13 protein-coding genes are annotated in these 14,529 nt (G+C 65.3%); 4 read left to right on the top strand and 9 right to left on the bottom strand.

Annotation, left to right across the window (positions count from 1 at the left end; genetic code table 11):
• Window positions 1–19: 19 nt before the first annotated feature.
• The 5 genes from EB235_RS08805 to EB235_RS08785 form a co-directional block, all read right to left on the bottom strand.
• On the bottom strand, window positions 20–958 hold the full coding sequence (locus EB235_RS08805; RefSeq protein ID WP_027031355.1) for an ABC transporter substrate-binding protein: 939 nt from the start codon (window positions 956–958) through the stop codon (window positions 20–22).
• 80 nt (window positions 959–1,038) lie between these two features.
• Complete coding sequence (locus EB235_RS08800; RefSeq protein WP_027031356.1) at window positions 1,039–2,037, bottom strand: ABC transporter permease subunit; 999 nt, start codon at window positions 2,035–2,037, stop codon at window positions 1,039–1,041.
• Complete coding sequence (locus EB235_RS08795) at window positions 2,034–3,578, bottom strand: sugar ABC transporter ATP-binding protein (protein WP_027031357.1); 1,545 nt, start codon at window positions 3,576–3,578, stop codon at window positions 2,034–2,036. The genes EB235_RS08800 and EB235_RS08795 overlap by 4 nt, the downstream gene beginning before the upstream one ends.
• Window positions 3,575–4,954 (bottom strand): FGGY-family carbohydrate kinase, encoded by a 1,380-nt coding sequence (locus EB235_RS08790; protein ID WP_027031358.1) that lies wholly within the window; start codon window positions 4,952–4,954, stop codon window positions 3,575–3,577. The genes EB235_RS08795 and EB235_RS08790 overlap by 4 nt, the downstream gene beginning before the upstream one ends.
• The gene (locus EB235_RS08785; RefSeq protein WP_027031359.1) at window positions 4,951–5,730 is read right to left on the bottom strand and encodes a DeoR/GlpR family DNA-binding transcription regulator; all 780 of its coding nucleotides are present in this window, start codon (window positions 5,728–5,730) and stop codon (window positions 4,951–4,953) included. The genes EB235_RS08790 and EB235_RS08785 overlap by 4 nt, the downstream gene beginning before the upstream one ends.
• A 183-nt stretch (window positions 5,731–5,913) precedes the next feature.
• Here EB235_RS08785 and EB235_RS08780 point away from each other — a divergent pair, with 183 nt between their 5' ends.
• The 3 genes from EB235_RS08780 to EB235_RS08770 are packed head-to-tail and all read left to right on the top strand — an operon-like array spanning window position 5,914 to window position 9,095.
• Entirely contained in the window at window positions 5,914–6,957 is a 1,044-nt protein-coding gene (locus tag EB235_RS08780; RefSeq protein ID WP_027031360.1) for a class II aldolase/adducin family protein, read from the top strand.
• Between the two features lie 15 nt (window positions 6,958–6,972).
• Window positions 6,973–8,247 (top strand): FGGY-family carbohydrate kinase, encoded by a 1,275-nt coding sequence (locus EB235_RS08775; RefSeq protein ID WP_027031361.1) that lies wholly within the window; start codon window positions 6,973–6,975, stop codon window positions 8,245–8,247.
• The gene (locus EB235_RS08770; RefSeq protein ID WP_027031362.1) at window positions 8,244–9,095 is read left to right on the top strand and encodes a TIGR01459 family HAD-type hydrolase; all 852 of its coding nucleotides are present in this window, start codon (window positions 8,244–8,246) and stop codon (window positions 9,093–9,095) included. Before EB235_RS08775 ends, EB235_RS08770 begins: the two co-directional genes overlap by 4 nt.
• Here EB235_RS08770 and EB235_RS08765 read toward each other — a convergent pair.
• A complete protein-coding gene (locus EB235_RS08765) occupies window positions 9,082–10,098 on the bottom strand; it encodes a sugar-binding transcriptional regulator (RefSeq protein WP_027031363.1) in 1,017 nt (338 codons plus the stop codon). The two genes, EB235_RS08770 and EB235_RS08765, sit on opposite strands and share 14 nt — an antisense overlap.
• Before the next feature lie 154 nt (window positions 10,099–10,252).
• On the opposite strand from EB235_RS08765, the gene EB235_RS08760 reads away from it, so the two are divergent.
• Window positions 10,253–11,053, top strand: a complete 801-nt coding sequence (locus tag EB235_RS08760) for a hypothetical protein (RefSeq protein ID WP_027031364.1) — start codon at window positions 10,253–10,255, stop codon at window positions 11,051–11,053.
• A 24-nt stretch (window positions 11,054–11,077) separates the two neighbouring features.
• Here EB235_RS08760 and ptsP read toward each other — a convergent pair whose 3' ends face one another.
• Genes ptsP through srlE form a run of 3 tightly spaced genes read right to left on the bottom strand, consistent with a single transcriptional unit; the run spans window position 11,078 to window position 14,520 of the window.
• Window positions 11,078–13,057: a phosphoenolpyruvate--protein phosphotransferase gene (ptsP, locus tag EB235_RS08755; protein WP_027031365.1), complete on the bottom strand. Its 1,980-nt coding sequence runs from the start codon at window positions 13,055–13,057 to the stop codon at window positions 11,078–11,080.
• Window positions 13,058–13,113: 56 nt separating this feature from the next.
• On the bottom strand, window positions 13,114–13,494 hold the full coding sequence (locus EB235_RS08750; RefSeq protein ID WP_027031366.1) for a PTS glucitol/sorbitol transporter subunit IIA: 381 nt from the start codon (window positions 13,492–13,494) through the stop codon (window positions 13,114–13,116).
• 27 nt (window positions 13,495–13,521) lie between these two features.
• Window positions 13,522–14,520: a PTS glucitol/sorbitol transporter subunit IIB gene (gene srlE, locus EB235_RS08745; RefSeq protein WP_027031367.1), complete on the bottom strand. Its 999-nt coding sequence runs from the start codon at window positions 14,518–14,520 to the stop codon at window positions 13,522–13,524.
• Between the last annotated feature and the right edge of the window lie 9 nt (window positions 14,521–14,529).

The following is a 14,529-nucleotide window of genomic DNA, read 5'->3' as shown; positions in this document are numbered from 1 at the left end:
CGCCCGTTTCTTGGACGGATCAGCGGGCCGCGGTCCAGCCCTTGTAGTCCTTCAGGTTTTCGGCAGTGATCAGCTTGGGATCGAGCAGCACGATCGGCTCAGCCGGCTTCTTGCCGGCCAGCAAATCAGCCGCCATCGTCAGCGACTGGCCGGCCATCACATAGGGGTCCTGCGAGGCCGAGGCCTTGATCATCGACTTGCCGGACGAGAGCTCCTTTTCGATATCGGGCGCGCCGTCGACCGCGGTGAAGATGAACTCCGAGCGGTTGAGCTGCTTGGCGGCCAGCTGGGCGCCGATCGCCGTCGGGTCGTTGATGGCGAACACCGCGTCGATCTTGTCGAAGCGGGTCAGCAGCGACTGGAACACTTTCAGGCCGCCGTCGCGCGAGCCTTCGGCGTTCTGGTCGTCGGACAGGATCTTGATGTCGGGATGCTGCGCAAGCACGTTCTTGCAGCCCTTGACCCGCTCCAGGATCGACGACGAGGCCGGGCCGTTGAGGATGACGTAATCGCCCTTGCCGCCAGTGTGGTCGACCAGGTACTGGCAGGCCTCCTCGCCGGCCTTGACGTTGTTGGTCATCACCGTGACGTCGGCGCCTGGCGCCGAGACATCGAACGCGGCAACGATGATGCCGGCGGCCTGCGCCTTCTTCACCGCCGGCGCGATCGCCTTGGCATCGACTGCGTTGAGCATGATCACGTCGACGCCCGCCGCGATGAAGGAATCGACCTGCGAAACCTGCTTGTTGAGATCGTAGTCGGCCGATACCGACGTCACCTCAACCTTCGGATTGATCTTCTTGGCCGCGTCCTCGATGCCCTTGATGGTGGCGACGAAGAAGGGGTTGCCGAGCAGGCCGACCGAGATGCCGACCTTGTTCAAGTCCTTGGCCGATGCGGGCGCGATGGCGACGGCCGCGAATGCGGCGCCGCAGAGCAGTTTGGCGATGATCTTCATGACGCTTACTTCCTCCTGATGCCCCGCGCCTCTCGCGGTGCGTTACACAAGCCGGTCGTTGATGCCGGCGACCAGGTCACTCACGTTCTTGCTCCGGCCTGGAGCCGGTAGCGGTCGAGGGCGACCGCCACGATGATGACCAATCCCTTGATGATGTACTGCCAGATGTCCGAGACACCGGCCAAGATGAGCCCGTTGGACAGAACCGCGATGATCAGGCCGCCGATCAGCGTGCCCCAGATCGAGCCGACGCCGCCGACAAAGCTGGTGCCGCCGAGGATGACGGCGGCGATGGCGTCGAGCTCGTAGGACTGGCCGAGCTGCAGGCCGTTGGCGGCGTAGAGCCTTGCCGCCGACATGGCGCCGCCGAGACCGGCGAGCAGGCCCGACACGCCATAGACGAAGAGCAGCACCAGCGGCACCTTGATGCCGGTCAGCCGCGCCGCCTCGGCATTGCCGCCGACGGCATAGATCCAGGTGCCGAGCACGGTGCGCTTGAGCACCAGCCAGGACAGCACCACCACCGCGAGCGCGATGACGACCAGCCAGGGAATGCCGAACAGCGAGCCATTGCCGATGAAGTCGAACGGCAGGTCGGAATTGAACACGGTCGTGTCCTGCCCGAGCAGGCGGGCAATGCCGCGCACGGCCGTCAGCGAACCCAGCGTGACGATGAAGGGCGGCAGCCTGATATAGGCGATGAGCAGCCCATTGATGAGTCCGAAGCCGAGGCCGGCCAGGATGGCCGCCGGCACGCCGAGCAGTCCCCAGTCCGGCACCAGCGACACCATCACCGCCACCATCGCCGAAGCGGCCAGAATGGAGCCGACGGACAGGTCAATGCCGCCGGTCAGGATGACGAAGGTCATGCCGGCCGCCAGCACGATGTTGATCGACGACTGCTGGGTGACGATCAACAGATTCGTCTCGGTCATGAAGCGAGGGTTCATGAACTGGAAGCCTGCCGCCAGCAGGATCAGGACAGGCAACATGCCAAGCGCGGCGAAAGCGGTTCGCAACCGCCGGCTCGTGCCGGTGGCCTGGTCGCCAGCGCTGCTCCCGGTCGTCTTCTCGGTCATTGCTGAGCTGCTCCCGTTGCCAGTTCCATGATCTTCTCCTGACTGAGTGGCGTGCCTTCGGATGCCGTCACCTCGCCTGCTATGGCGCCGTCGCGCATCACCAGCACGCGGTCGGCGATGCCGATCACTTCCGGCAATTCGCTGGAGATCATCAGGATGGCGATGCCCCTGTTGGCGAGATTATCGATCAGCCGGTAGATTTCCGACTTGGCGCCGACGTCGACGCCGCGCGTCGGTTCGTCGAGGATGACGACCTTTGGCTCGGTCTCCAGCAGGCGGGCGAGCAGCACCTTCTGCTGGTTGCCGCCCGACAGCGAGCCGGCATTGGCCTGCGCCGAGCGGGCGCGGATCGACAGATCCGCGATGGCTTTTGCGGCGCGCCTGTCGGCGGCGGTGAAATCGCGAAATCCGCCGGCCCGCGCGTCCCTCGCCAGCACGCCCATGCTGATGTTGTCGGAAATCGACATGTCGAGAAACAGGCCGAGTTCCTTGCGATCCTCGGTGAGGTAGGCGATGCCCGCATCGAGCGCCTCGCGCGGCGAGCCGATGGAGATCGGTTTGCCGTCGAGTTCCAGCGTGCCGGCGCTGCGCCTGTCGGCGCCGAAGATCAGCCGCGCAAGCTCGGTGCGGCCGGAGCCGACAAGACCCGAGAGCGCCAGCACCTCGCCCTTGTAGAGGTCAAACGAACAGTTCTTCAGCAGGCGCCCGTCGGACATGCCGCGCACCGAGAGCGCGACCACGCGCTTCTCGTCCGGTGGACGATGATCCTTCTTGTAGAAGGCGGAGAGATCGCGGCCGACCATCATCGACACCAGCCGCGAGGCGTTGAGCTCGGCACGCTCCAGCGTACCGACATAGCCGCTGTCGCGCAGCACGCTGACGCGGTCGGCGAGCTGATAGACCTCTTCCATGCGATGGCTGATGTAGATGATGGCGATGCCTTGCGCCTTCAGCGTCGCGATCACCTCGAACAGACGGTCGGTCTCGCGCGAGGTCAGCGAGGTGGTCGGTTCGTCCATGACGATGATGCGCGCATTGGTCGACAAAGCCCGGGCGATCTCGACCAACTGACGCTCGCCGAGCGAGAGGCTCGAGACCAGGGCACGCGCCGTGAAGGACACGCCGAGCCGCGCGATGATTTCGTTCGCGCGCCGATTGCACTGGTCACGGTCGACGAAGCCAAGGCGCCGCGGCTCGTTGCCGAGGAAGATATTCTGCGCCACCGTCAGATTGGGCGCCAGCGACAGCTCCTGATAGATCACCGCGATGCCGGCGGCGCGCGCCTTGATCGGATCGCCGGTCGCGGCAGGCACGCCATCGATCAGGATTTCGCCGCCGGCATCCGGCCGATAGGCGCCCGACAGCACCTTCATGAGCGTCGACTTGCCGGCGCCGTTCTCGCCCATCAGCGCATGCAGCTCGCCGGCATGGACGTTGAGCGAAACATCCTGCAAGGCGCGGATCGCACCAAAGGTCTTGGAGATGTGGCGCATCTCCAGCACCGGCTGGTGGATCGGTTGCATCTGCGCGGTCGCGCTCATCGTGCGCCACCCGCCATCTTGCCGGCGATGCCGTGCCCGGCAACGAGATCGCGCCAGGCATCGCGGTAGCCGATGAGGCCGGTGAAGCGCGTTGCATGCACCGGCTGCGGCGCCTCGGCGGCGAAGTCACGCCCGACGCTCTCGAAGGCGAGCGCGGCCGCGCCCGTGGCGCTGCCTTCCAGCGTGGCGCCTTGCAGGAAGGCCTGGTGGGGACGAAGCTGCGCCAACAGCCCCACAAGCAGGCCACCAGTGTTCAGCCCGCCATCCACAATCACGGTGTTTTCCGAATGGATCAGGTCGAGGCAGAGATGGACCATCAGCGCCACATAGAGCAGTGCCGCCGCGGCGCGTTCTCCGGCATCGGGCATGCGCCCGACCAGCCGGCCGGGACGGTCGGGTGTCGGCCCGCCCGGCGCAAAACTCGGCAGCGCCATGATGCCGTCGTCGATCACCTGCTGTACCGAGCCATGCGGGATCGCGCCTTGCCAGCCGCCGCTGATGGTAGCGAATTCGCGCCCGCCCATGAAGCGGATGGTCGGCACCGGGCCGCCGTCGACATCGACATTGACCAGCATGTCGCGGTCACGGTCGAGCACTTCCAGCGGGCAGTCGGGATTGAGCACGATGACCCAGGTGCCGGTCGACACCACGGTCAGCGGACCAAGCTCTTGCCGGCGATAGGCATGCAGCGCCGCATTGGAATCGTGGACGCCATTGTGGATGGCGATCGGTCGCTTGTTTTGGCCGAAATGCCGTTCACTGATCACAGCGCCTGCCCGCTCGAAGACCGGCATCTGGCCGCGCCATCCCTCCGCATCGACCAGCGAGGAAAAGTCTCGGGCGCGCGGCGCCCACAAATGTGAATGGCAGCCGAGATAGGACACTTCCGAGACTGGGCGGCCGCCGAGGCGCCAGCTCCAGTACTGGGGATAGCCGAGAATCCACTTCGCCGCCGAGAACGCGTCGGGATCGACCTCCTGCAGCCACAACATGTGACGGCCATAGTTGAAGCCAAGCGGCAGGCGTGGCGAGAAGGTCTCGGCAAAATTCGGAATACTGCGATCGATCCGGGCGGCGATTTCGGCTGGCGGCTCCTGCTCGTAGTCGAGGATCGGATGCGTCAGCGCGCTATCGTCGACCAGCGCAAAGGTGCAGCCATGGCCCGACACCATCACCCCGTCCACGCCATGGTTTTCGACCGCGTCCGTGACGGCGCCGAGCACCCAGTCATGAAGGGCGGCCTCGTCGAGCACGCTGAACTCGTCCTGGTCTACCCATTTCGGCTGGGTCCGGCGCTCGTCGAGGATGCGTCCGTCCTGGCCGAAGACAAACAGCTTCGAATTGGTCTTGCCGAAATCGAGCACCGCCATTTTCACGGGACGGCTCCTGAGGTGGAAGCAACCCGCACCATGACGCCGGCATCTTCCAGCATGCGCGCATCGGTGTCGGAGAGCCCGTCATCGGTCACCAGCGTGCCGATGCGCGACAGGGGCAGCGCGACATTGCGCGCGTGGATCGACAGCTTGCGGCTGTCGGCCAGCACCACGATCTGATCGGCGCAGAGGCTGAGCTCGACAATCGAACGCACCAGCAGCGGATGCGATTCCAGCACGCCTTCCTGGTTGAGGCCTTGCGCGCCGAGAAAGAATTTCGAGGCGTAGAAGGGCGTTGGCTGAGTCAGCGAGTGGATGATGCCGGGCTCGCGATGCAGGTCACCACCGGCGACCGTCAGGCTGCAATGGCCATGGTCGCTGAGATAGACCGCCAGCGGCATCGAGTTGGTGTAGAGGCGGATGTTACGCTCGGCGAGCTTGACGCCGAGATGGAAGCAGGTCGAGCCGCCATGAACGATGACCGCGTCGCCATCGCGCACCATGGTCGCGGCGACGGCCGCGATCTGCCGCTTGGCCTCGACGGCAAGGTCGCGGTTTTCGTCATAGGGCCGGGCAAAGGCCACGCCTTGTGATGCCCCGTCGAGCGCCGAGATGCCGCCATAGACCTTCCGCGCCTCCCCGGCCTCATCGATCCGGTCGATATCGCGCCTGACCGTCGCTGCTGAAACGCCAAGCCGCTCCTGCAGCTCGCGCACCGAGGCGAACGGGCGGTCCCGCAGCAGTTCAACGATCTGGCGCTGGCGGCCGGAGTCGCTCAATTCTTTCCTCCCAATGCCATTTTTCCAATGACAATTGATGCAACTTACTCAACATCAATCAGATTGCAAGCCGGTTTTGATGATAGTAGATCACCATTGACGCAAGTCGCTCGCATCTGCGATATCAACGCCGACAGCGGCACCGGCGACGGGATTTCGTACAGGCGTGCAAGGAAGGGTCCCATGGCAACTCAAGCTGACGCGCAGGAACTGGCGGCCTTGCGGGCGCTCTCGGCCAGCATCGGGCTCAACCCGCATATGACCCAGGCGGCGGGCGGCAACACTTCGCTCAAGGCCGGCGACACGCTGTGGATCAAGGCCTCGGGCACATGGCTGAAGGATGCGCTCAGCGACGACATCATGGTGCCGGTGGCGATGGCGCCGCTGCTCAGGGCCGTCGAACAGCGAGATCCGGCAGCCGACAAGCCGCAGGCCTTTGCCATCGATGAACTCAATCCGCGCGGCCTGCGTCCGTCGATCGAAACCACGGTGCACGCCTTGATGCCGCAACGCGTGGTGCTGCATGTCCACTGTGTCGACACGATTTCGCTTGCCGTGCAGGCCGATGGCAAGGCCGAGGTCGCCAGGCGGCTCGACGGCATCGAATGGGCCTATGTGCCCTATTTCCGGCCGGGCCTGCCGCTTGCCCGCGGCATTGCCGAGAAACTGCGCCCCGGTGTCGACGTGCTGATCCTTGGCAATCACGGGCTGGTCGTCGCCGCCGAAACCGTCGCCGAGGCCGACATTCTGCTCCGCCGTGTCCGGTCGCTGCTGGCGCGGCCGGCGCGCGTCACCGCCGCGCCCGACATCGCGGCCCTGACCACGCTTGCCCGCGACAGCATCTATCGATTGCCGGCGGATGTCGAAGCGCATGCGGTAGCCCTCGACGCGGAAAGCCGCCGCATGGCTGAGGCCGGCAGCCTCTATCCGGACCATGTCATCTTCCTCGGCCAGGGCTCGGTCGCGGCCAGACCGGGCGAGGACGCAGCCGGCGTCGCCGCTCGGCTCGGCGCGGCACCAGCGGCGCTCCTGTTTCCCGGGGCCGGCGTGCTGATGCGCGGCGACGCCAGTGCCGGCGCCGACGCCATGCTACGCTGCCTCGCGGACGTCACGGCACGCGTCGATATCGCGGCGCGGCTGAACTACCTTACCGCCGCCGAGAATGACGAACTGGTCAATTGGGACGCCGAGCAATATCGCCAGAAGCTCAACGCCGCCGCCGGCTAGCAGAGGACTGACAATATGATGCCTCTTGTCATCGGCATCGACATCGGCACGTCGGGCGCGCGCGCCGTCGCCATGCGCCCGGATTTTTCGATTGCCGGCCAGTCCGCCGTCCGCCTCGACCGATTCGGCCAAAACCCCCGCGACCCCTCGGCATGGTGGCAAGCGGTCCAGGCAGCTCTGATGGAACTGCTTTCGGGCCTTGATCGCGCCGCGATCCGCGCCATCGCCGTCGACGGTACGTCCGGCACGCTGCTGCCGGTCGACGACGCCGGACGGCCCTTGGCCGAGCCGCTGATGTACAATGACAAGGTCGCCGACGCTGACATCCTGGCCGCGATCACGCGTGAGGCGCCGAATGCGAGCGCCGCGCACGGGGCGACTTCGGGCCTCGCCAAAGCCTTGCAGTTCCAGCATCTGCCCGGCATCGCCGCGGTGCTGCACCAGGCCGACTGGATCGCCGCAAACCTGTCCGGCCGCTTCGACGTCAGCGACGAGAACAATGCGCTGAAGACAGGCTATGACGTCGAGGCCCGCCGCTGGCCGGATTGGATCGCGGCCACCGGACTGCGCATGGACTTGCTGCCGGATGTCGTCGAGCCGGGCGATGTCACTGGCACGCTCACCGCGGCCGCGGCAGAGCTGTTCGGCCTGCCGCGCGATGTGGTCGTGGTCGCCGGCACCACGGATGGCTGCGCGTCGTTCCTGGCGACGGGCGCCACGGCGGCCGGCGATGGCGTCACGGCACTGGGATCCTCGCTTACCATCAAGATCCTCTCCGACCGGCTGATCTCGGCGCCGCGCTTCGGCATCTACAGCCATCGCCTCGGCGACGCCTGGCTGGCCGGCGGCGCGTCGAATTCCGGCGGCAAGGTGCTGGCTCAACATTTTCCGCTCGCGCGCATCATCGAACTCAGCGCGGCAATCGACCCGACGACCGAGACCGGCCTCGACTACTATCCGCTCAGCACATCAGGCGAGCGGTTCCCGATCGCCGATCCGGCCTTGCCGCCGCGCCTTGTGCCACGGCCGGCTGACGACGCCGACTATCTCAAGGCGATGTTCGAAGGCATGGCCGCGATCGAAGCACTCGGCTACCGCAGGCTTGCCGAGCTTGGCGCGCCGGCGCTGACATCGGTCAGAAGTGTCGGCGGCGGTGCGGCGAACCCGGCCTGGACTGATATCCGCCGGCGCAAGCTCGGAGTCGATTTCCTGCCCACACTTTCCGACGAGGCGGCGGCCGGCACGGCGCGACTGGCACTGAAGGGTGCAAGCAAGGCGGGGCTGTTATGAGTGCCAAAAGCATCGAACATCTCGACGGAATCGGGCCGCTGGCTGAGCGCTATCAGGTCTTCCTGCTCGACCAGTTCGGCGTGCTGCATGACGGCCAGGCACCCTATCCCGGCGCGGTGGAGGCCTTGTCGGCGCTGAAGCGCGCCGGCAAGACGGTGGTGCTGATTTCCAATTCCGGCAAGCGCGCCAGGCCCAACGAAGATCGCCTGCTGAAGCTCGGCTTCGCCGCTGGCAGCTGGGACCATTTTGTGTCCTCGGGCGAGGTGGCGTGGCGACGCTTCCACGAGATGGCGACAAATGGAGCGTTGCGACCCGGCACGAAATGCCTGCTGATCAGCCGCGACGGCGATCGCACGGCAATCGAAGGCCTGCCCTTTGTGCTGGCGGAAACCGGCCAAGACGCCGAACTGGTGCTGATCTCGGCCAGCGAGGGCGACCGCCAAGACCTCGACCATTATCGCCGCCTGCTTGCCCCAGCGGCGGCACGGCAGGTGCCGTGCTTCTGCACCAATCCCGACAGGATCATGCTGACGGCGGTCGGACCCCGGTTCGGCGCCGGCGAGATTGCCGATCTCTATGAAAGCCTTGGTGGCAGCGTCACCCGCATCGGCAAGCCCTATCCTGCGATTTTCGACGCAGCCCTGGCACTGGCCGGCGAGCCGGAGCGCGGCGATGTGGTCTGCATCGGCGACAGCGTCGAGCATGACATATCAGGCGGAAACGGCGCCGGCATCGCCACGGCACTGGTTCTCAGCGGGATACTGGCGGGCATATCTGATCTTGCCGCCATTTTCGACGAACAGCAGGCCTGGCCGACCTACATCACAGGGTCCTTCAGCTTTCGCTGACCGCTTCGAGCATGCGCCGCGCGCTCTCCTCATCGGTGATCAGGATCGTCGGTGCGATCAGGTTCATGGCGCCGAGCAGGGCCTCGATCTTCTCCTCGCCGCCGGAGGTCAGGATGCGGATCGGCGCCGCGCGCAGCCGGTCGACATCCACCGACATCACCAGGCTGTTGATCGGATGGTCGACCAGATCGCCATTGCGGTCGAAGAAGTGGAACAGAAGGTCGCCAACCGCGCCGCGGGCAACCAGCGCCTCCCGATCCGCTTCGTTGAGAAAGCCGCCGCGCGAGAAGGTGGTGGCCGAAGCGATGCCGCCGACGCTCAGCAGAACGGCATCGAGCACGTTGGCCATTTCAAAAACCTCCTGCAGGCCGCAGCGCTCGACCAGCGCGATCTTGGTCTCGACGCTGTCGACGACGGCCGGCGTCGGGATCAGATAGCCGTCGCCCTGGAAGATCTGGGCGAAGCGCCAGGAGAACTCGGCCGGGTTGTAGCGCCGCACAACGCCGACACCGCCCAGCAGCGAGATGACCTTGAAGTCGGAGAGCGACTTGGCGCTGATGAAGGGCAGGCTGGAGAACAGCGTTCGGCCCCAGCCGACGCCGACGCGCATGCCGGATTTCATCGTATCGGACAGGAAAATCCCGGTCTTGGCGCTGATCGCCGGGAGCGGATCGGCGTTGGGGGCGGTGAGCGGCGCCACCAGCGCCTGCTCCAGGCCGAACGTCCGCTCCAGCGCGCGCTCCAGCCGCACGATCTCCGCCAATTCGCTCTCGATGGTGATCTTCACCTCGTTGCGCGCCCTCGCCTCGGCCAGCATGCGCACGATGGTGACGCGGCCGACGCCAAGCACGTCGGCGATCTCGTTCTGCGTCATCTGCTCGACGAAATACATCCAGGCGGCGCGGATCCTGAGGCGATCCGTCCGGCTCTCGCTGACGACCGGCTCGGTCGCCTCGCCGCCGCCGCGACCGTCTTCGGTTTCGCTGTGTCGTCGCCTGGCCAAATCATCCCTCCCCCGCGACGGACAAGCGCGCCGTCACCGATTCTGCATGCTGGTCTAGTATCGCCTATTGATCTACCAATCGATAGGAACAATGTAGAGTTGGTGGCCGGCCGCTTGCTGGCCGTTCTCCACGGCACTTTCGAGGCGATCCGCGATGCTCCGACAAATCTCCGAAGATGTCCGCGTCAATTTGAAGGACCGGTTGCGGGAAGTCCGCGACATCATCCGCCAGAGCCGCCATGACGGCAGCGGTGAAGCCAGTGCCCTGCGCGAGGCGACCAGCCGCTTGCCGCCATTTCCGGGCAAAGGCATCGAAGGCCTGCTCAGCCATGCCGCGAGCGCTTTCGACGAAGCGCTGTCGATAGCCGAATCCTTTGTCCCGCATGAGCGCCCGATCAAGGTGGACGGCACGACCGTAAAAGGCCTCGGCACTTATTTCCCGGGCGGAAACGAAGAGCGGCAATTGAGCGCCGAGCGCCTGTTCCGGCGCGACATGTACTATTTGACCAAGGCCGTGCTTGCCGACCTGAAGATCGACAATGCCCGCATCCTTGAAGCCGATTTCGCCGCCGTGCATGCCACGATGCGCAAGCGCCATGGCGATCTCCTGGCCGCGTTGGTCGCGCCGGATGCCGGGCTGCAGGCTATCGCGGCCACCTGCGCGGCGCTGCTGGTCGAGTTGCTCAACCAGCGTCCGGTCCGCTTTGCCGAAACCGCGCCGGAAACGCCTGAGATTGGTGGCCGGGCGCTCGACATAAGTTGCCTGGCGCCGGTCGTTCTGGCCTGCGGCCTGGCGACCACCGGCCGCGATGGCGCGCCGGAGCCGGACATGCTGGAGATCGCGATCCTGGCGGCCGATATCCGTCATGACCGCATCGTGCAGGCCTGCGGCAAGGCAAGCCCGGCCGAGGAACTGACACCGGTCTTTGCCACCTTGCTCGCGCATTTGCCGTAAGCTCCGGCAACTGTCTCGAACGATCTAGGCCCCGGCGGCCAAGTCCATGATGGTCTTCTTGGCGCGCTGGATCGAGGCTGGGCTCATCGACAGCTCCGTCAGCCCCATCTCGAGAAACCTCGCAATCAGGTCGGGACGTCCGGCCGCCTCGCCGCACATGCCGACCATGATACCGGCGGCAACACCCGCCTTGGCCGTCAGCTCGATGGCCATCATGACGGCCGGATTGGTGACATCGTTGAGCTTGGCCACAGTAGGGTTGAGCCGGTCGGCGGCCATGATGTACTGGGTCAGATCATTGGTGCCGATGGAGAAGAACGCCACCTCCTTGGCCAGCGCCGGAGCGATCAGCACCGCCGCCGGGGTTTCGATCATCACGCCGAGATCGAACGTCGCATAAGGCACGCCTTCGGCCTTCAGCTCGGCGGCGCATTCATCGACCAGAACGCGCGTCTGCCTGACCTCCTCGATGTCGGCCACCATCGGCAGCATCACCTTGATGTTGCCATGCACGGCTGCCCTCAGCAGCGCCCGAAGCTGGCGCTTGAAGATATCGGGCCGGTCAAGGCACATGCGGATGCCCCGCCAGCCGAGGAAGGGGTTTTCCTCGTCGGGGAATTCGATGCCAGCGATCGGCTTGTCGCCGCCAATGTCAAGTGTGCGCACAATGACCGGATAGGGGGCGAAGGCCTCGGCCAGCGCCGCATAGGTTTCGGCCTGCATGTCTTCCGAGGGAAGATGCATATGGCGCATGAACAGGAGTTCGGTGCGGAACAGGCCGACGCCCATGGCGCCAGCCTCCTGCGCCGCTTCGATTTCCTCGAGCGAGCCGATATTGGCCGCGACCTCGATCACCTTGCCGTTGGCCAGCTTCGGCGTCACCGTCTTGAAGACGCTCAGCCCGGCGCGCTCCTTTGCCGCCGCTTCAACGCGGGTGGCGAAATCCGCGCGCGTCGCCGCATCGGGGTCGATGATGACATGGCCGCTGGTGCCGTCGAGCGCCACCTCGCGCGCCGTGCGCAAGGCATTGACGCTGTCGCCAAGGCCCAGCACCGCCGGAATGCCATGCGAGCGGGCAATGATGGCGATGTGCGATGTGGCGCCGCCATGGCCGCAAATCACCCCGCCAATGCGTTTCAGCGGCGCGCGCGCCAGATCCCAGGCGCCGATATCGTCGGCGATCAGAATGGCGCCCTCGGGGATATTTTCCAGGCTGACATCGTCCTGGCCGAGCAGCACGAGGCAGATCTGCCGTCCAACGGCATGGACGTCGTCGGCGCGCGCATTGAGGTAGTGATCGTCGACGGCGCTGAAATCCGCGGCGATGGTGGAAGCGGCGGTGATGACAGCCGAGATAGCGTCATTGCCACCCTCGATCAGCCCTTCGGCCTCGCCGGTCAGGCTGTCGTCGGCGGCGATATCCCTGAGTGCGGCGACGATGCCCCGGTCTCCACCTGACAGCGTATCCTGCGCCAATATCTTGTCCATCCGCGCCTGAACGGCCCCAATGGCAGCTCGAAACCTGTCGATCTCGCCGGCGATTTCGCTTTCCTGCAGCATGCGGCCCTGTCCGGCGATGTCAGGCGGGAAATGCGCGAAGGCAGGCCCGATGGCGAAACCCTCGCTTGCGGCGACACCGCGCAGGCCATTTGGCCCACCGGGTGCTGGCAGAGCGGATTCGCCAACCGACGCGACTGGCGTGTCCGATACGGCATCGGCGGCCGGCTTGGGCTCCTCGTCGTCGAGGCCCGCCTTAGGGTTCTCAAGATAGCCAATCAGCGCCTCGATGGCCTCGATGGCGTCAGCACCGTTCGCCCGCACAGTAACTTCCTGGTTTTCCTTGACCGCCAGCAGCATCAGCTTGACCGAGCTCTTGGCGCTGACTGCCTTGCCGTCCTTGACCAGCTCGACATCGGATTCGAAACCCTTGGCGAGCTTGACGAACCGCGTGGCGGGACGGGCGTGCAAACCTTCATGCACTCTGACGATGGTCGAGCGTTCCATGGCAAATACTCTGGTTTTGAGCGCCACCGCCAACATAGGCTGCGGCGCGAATGTTGTCAGGCGGCGATGGTGATGATCGCGCCGGTCTTCAGGGCGGCCACGAGCGCTTGTGTATCGACTTGCGATGCGCAGATTTCGCCCGGCCTCTCGGCCTCGGTGGCGCCGTTGAACGAGATAACGACATGGCCCATTTCGAGCACCTTGCTCCAGGCGCTGGAGCCGACGGCGGTTATGACAGCGGAAACCGGACCAAGGGTGATCGAAGCGCCCTTTTGAGGCGCTCCGTCACTGGGTCCCTGCTCCGTCTTGTGGAGCACCGACACCTCGGCAAGCTCCGGCGGCGAGCCATCCGCAAACAGGATGACCACGCCCCCTTCGGCAAGGTCCGCCACTTCGGGTCCGATGGCAGTGACCCGTGTTCTCAACAGAACCGTCATATGGCGAACCTCATTTTCCTACTTTTCTTAGAACACGATCAGGCTGACAACCCAGGCGATCAGCACCGAGATAGGACCCATGATCTGGCGGCTGATGAGCACCGCCGGAACACCGATTTCGATGGTCTTCGGCTTGGCTTCACCCAGAGCAAGGCCGACGGGGACGAAGTCGCAGCCCACCTGGGTGTTGTAGGCAAACAGCGCCGGCAGGGCCATCGCCGGCGAAATCGTGCCGTTGGCGATCTGCGGGCCGATGATGGCAACGCCGATGACCTGCGCGATGACGGCGCCTGGCCCGAGGATGGGCGACAGGAACGGCAGGCCGCAAATGGCCGAGATGACCAGCAGACCGACGATGTTGTTGGCCAGTGGACCCATCGGCTGGGCCAGCACATCGCCGATGCCGGTGTAGAGGATCAGACCGATGAGCATGGTCACGAAGGCCATGAACGGCAGCACGTTGCGAACGACCTGGTCGATGGTGCGGCGGCCGGCATTGAAGAAGATGCCGACGACACGACCCATGACACGGCCGATCGTGCTGATGAAGCCGATTAGACCACCCTCGCTGGGCAGTGCTGTCGGCGTCGCATTGCTGTTGCTCGAACTCATCGCTGCTGCTCCCCCCGCAGTGGTGACCGTTTCGGACCCGTCCGCCATTGTGACGTCGGCCGGTTTCACGCCCGAAACGTAGATGTCCTCAGTGATGAACTGGGCGAGTGGCCCCGATTGCCCGACTGGCGTCAGATTGACGGTCGGAATGCGCTTGCGCGGATAGACGCCGCAGCGTGCGGTGCCGCCGCAATCGACGACGACGACCGCCATCTCGCTTTCGATTGGCGGCGCCCTGAAGCCGTCGACGGCTTCGGCGCCGGTCATATCGGCGATGAGCTGTGCCACCGGGTGAATGCCACCGCCGGTGACGGAAACAACCTTGCTGCGCTGTTCGGTCGGCTCGATCACGAGCGGGCCACCCCAACCGGTTTTGCCCCGGGAAATCCGTACTGCTTTGTATGTCTTGGCCATGATGTCCTC

This window comes from Mesorhizobium loti R88b (assembly GCF_013170845.1).
Classification (GTDB): Bacteria; Pseudomonadota; Alphaproteobacteria; order Rhizobiales; family Rhizobiaceae; genus Mesorhizobium; species Mesorhizobium loti_B.
This window is presented reverse-complemented; position numbering and strand designations above follow the sequence as displayed.

Bases quoted from the DNA above. Each gene is read 5' to 3' on its own strand.
- EB235_RS08805 (WP_027031355.1), bottom strand. From the start codon at position 958: ATGAAGATCATCGCCAAACTGCTCTGCGGCGCCGCATTCGCGGCCGTC.
- EB235_RS08800 (WP_027031356.1), bottom strand. From the start codon at position 2,037: ATGACCGAGAAGACGACCGGGAGCAGCGCTGGCGACCAGGCCACCGGC.
- EB235_RS08795 (WP_027031357.1), bottom strand. From the start codon at position 3,578: ATGAGCGCGACCGCGCAGATGCAACCGATCCACCAGCCGGTGCTGGAG.
- EB235_RS08780 (WP_027031360.1), top strand. From the start codon at position 5,914: ATGGCAACTCAAGCTGACGCGCAGGAACTGGCGGCCTTGCGGGCGCTC.
- EB235_RS08775 (WP_027031361.1), top strand. From the start codon at position 6,973: ATGATGCCTCTTGTCATCGGCATCGACATCGGCACGTCGGGCGCGCGC.
- EB235_RS08770 (WP_027031362.1), top strand. From the start codon at position 8,244: ATGAGTGCCAAAAGCATCGAACATCTCGACGGAATCGGGCCGCTGGCT.
- EB235_RS08760 (WP_027031364.1), top strand. From the start codon at position 10,253: ATGCTCCGACAAATCTCCGAAGATGTCCGCGTCAATTTGAAGGACCGG.
- ptsP (WP_027031365.1), bottom strand. From the start codon at position 13,057: ATGGAACGCTCGACCATCGTCAGAGTGCATGAAGGTTTGCACGCCCGT.
- EB235_RS08750 (WP_027031366.1), bottom strand. From the start codon at position 13,494: ATGACGGTTCTGTTGAGAACACGGGTCACTGCCATCGGACCCGAAGTG.
- srlE (WP_027031367.1), bottom strand. From the start codon at position 14,520: ATGGCCAAGACATACAAAGCAGTACGGATTTCCCGGGGCAAAACCGGT.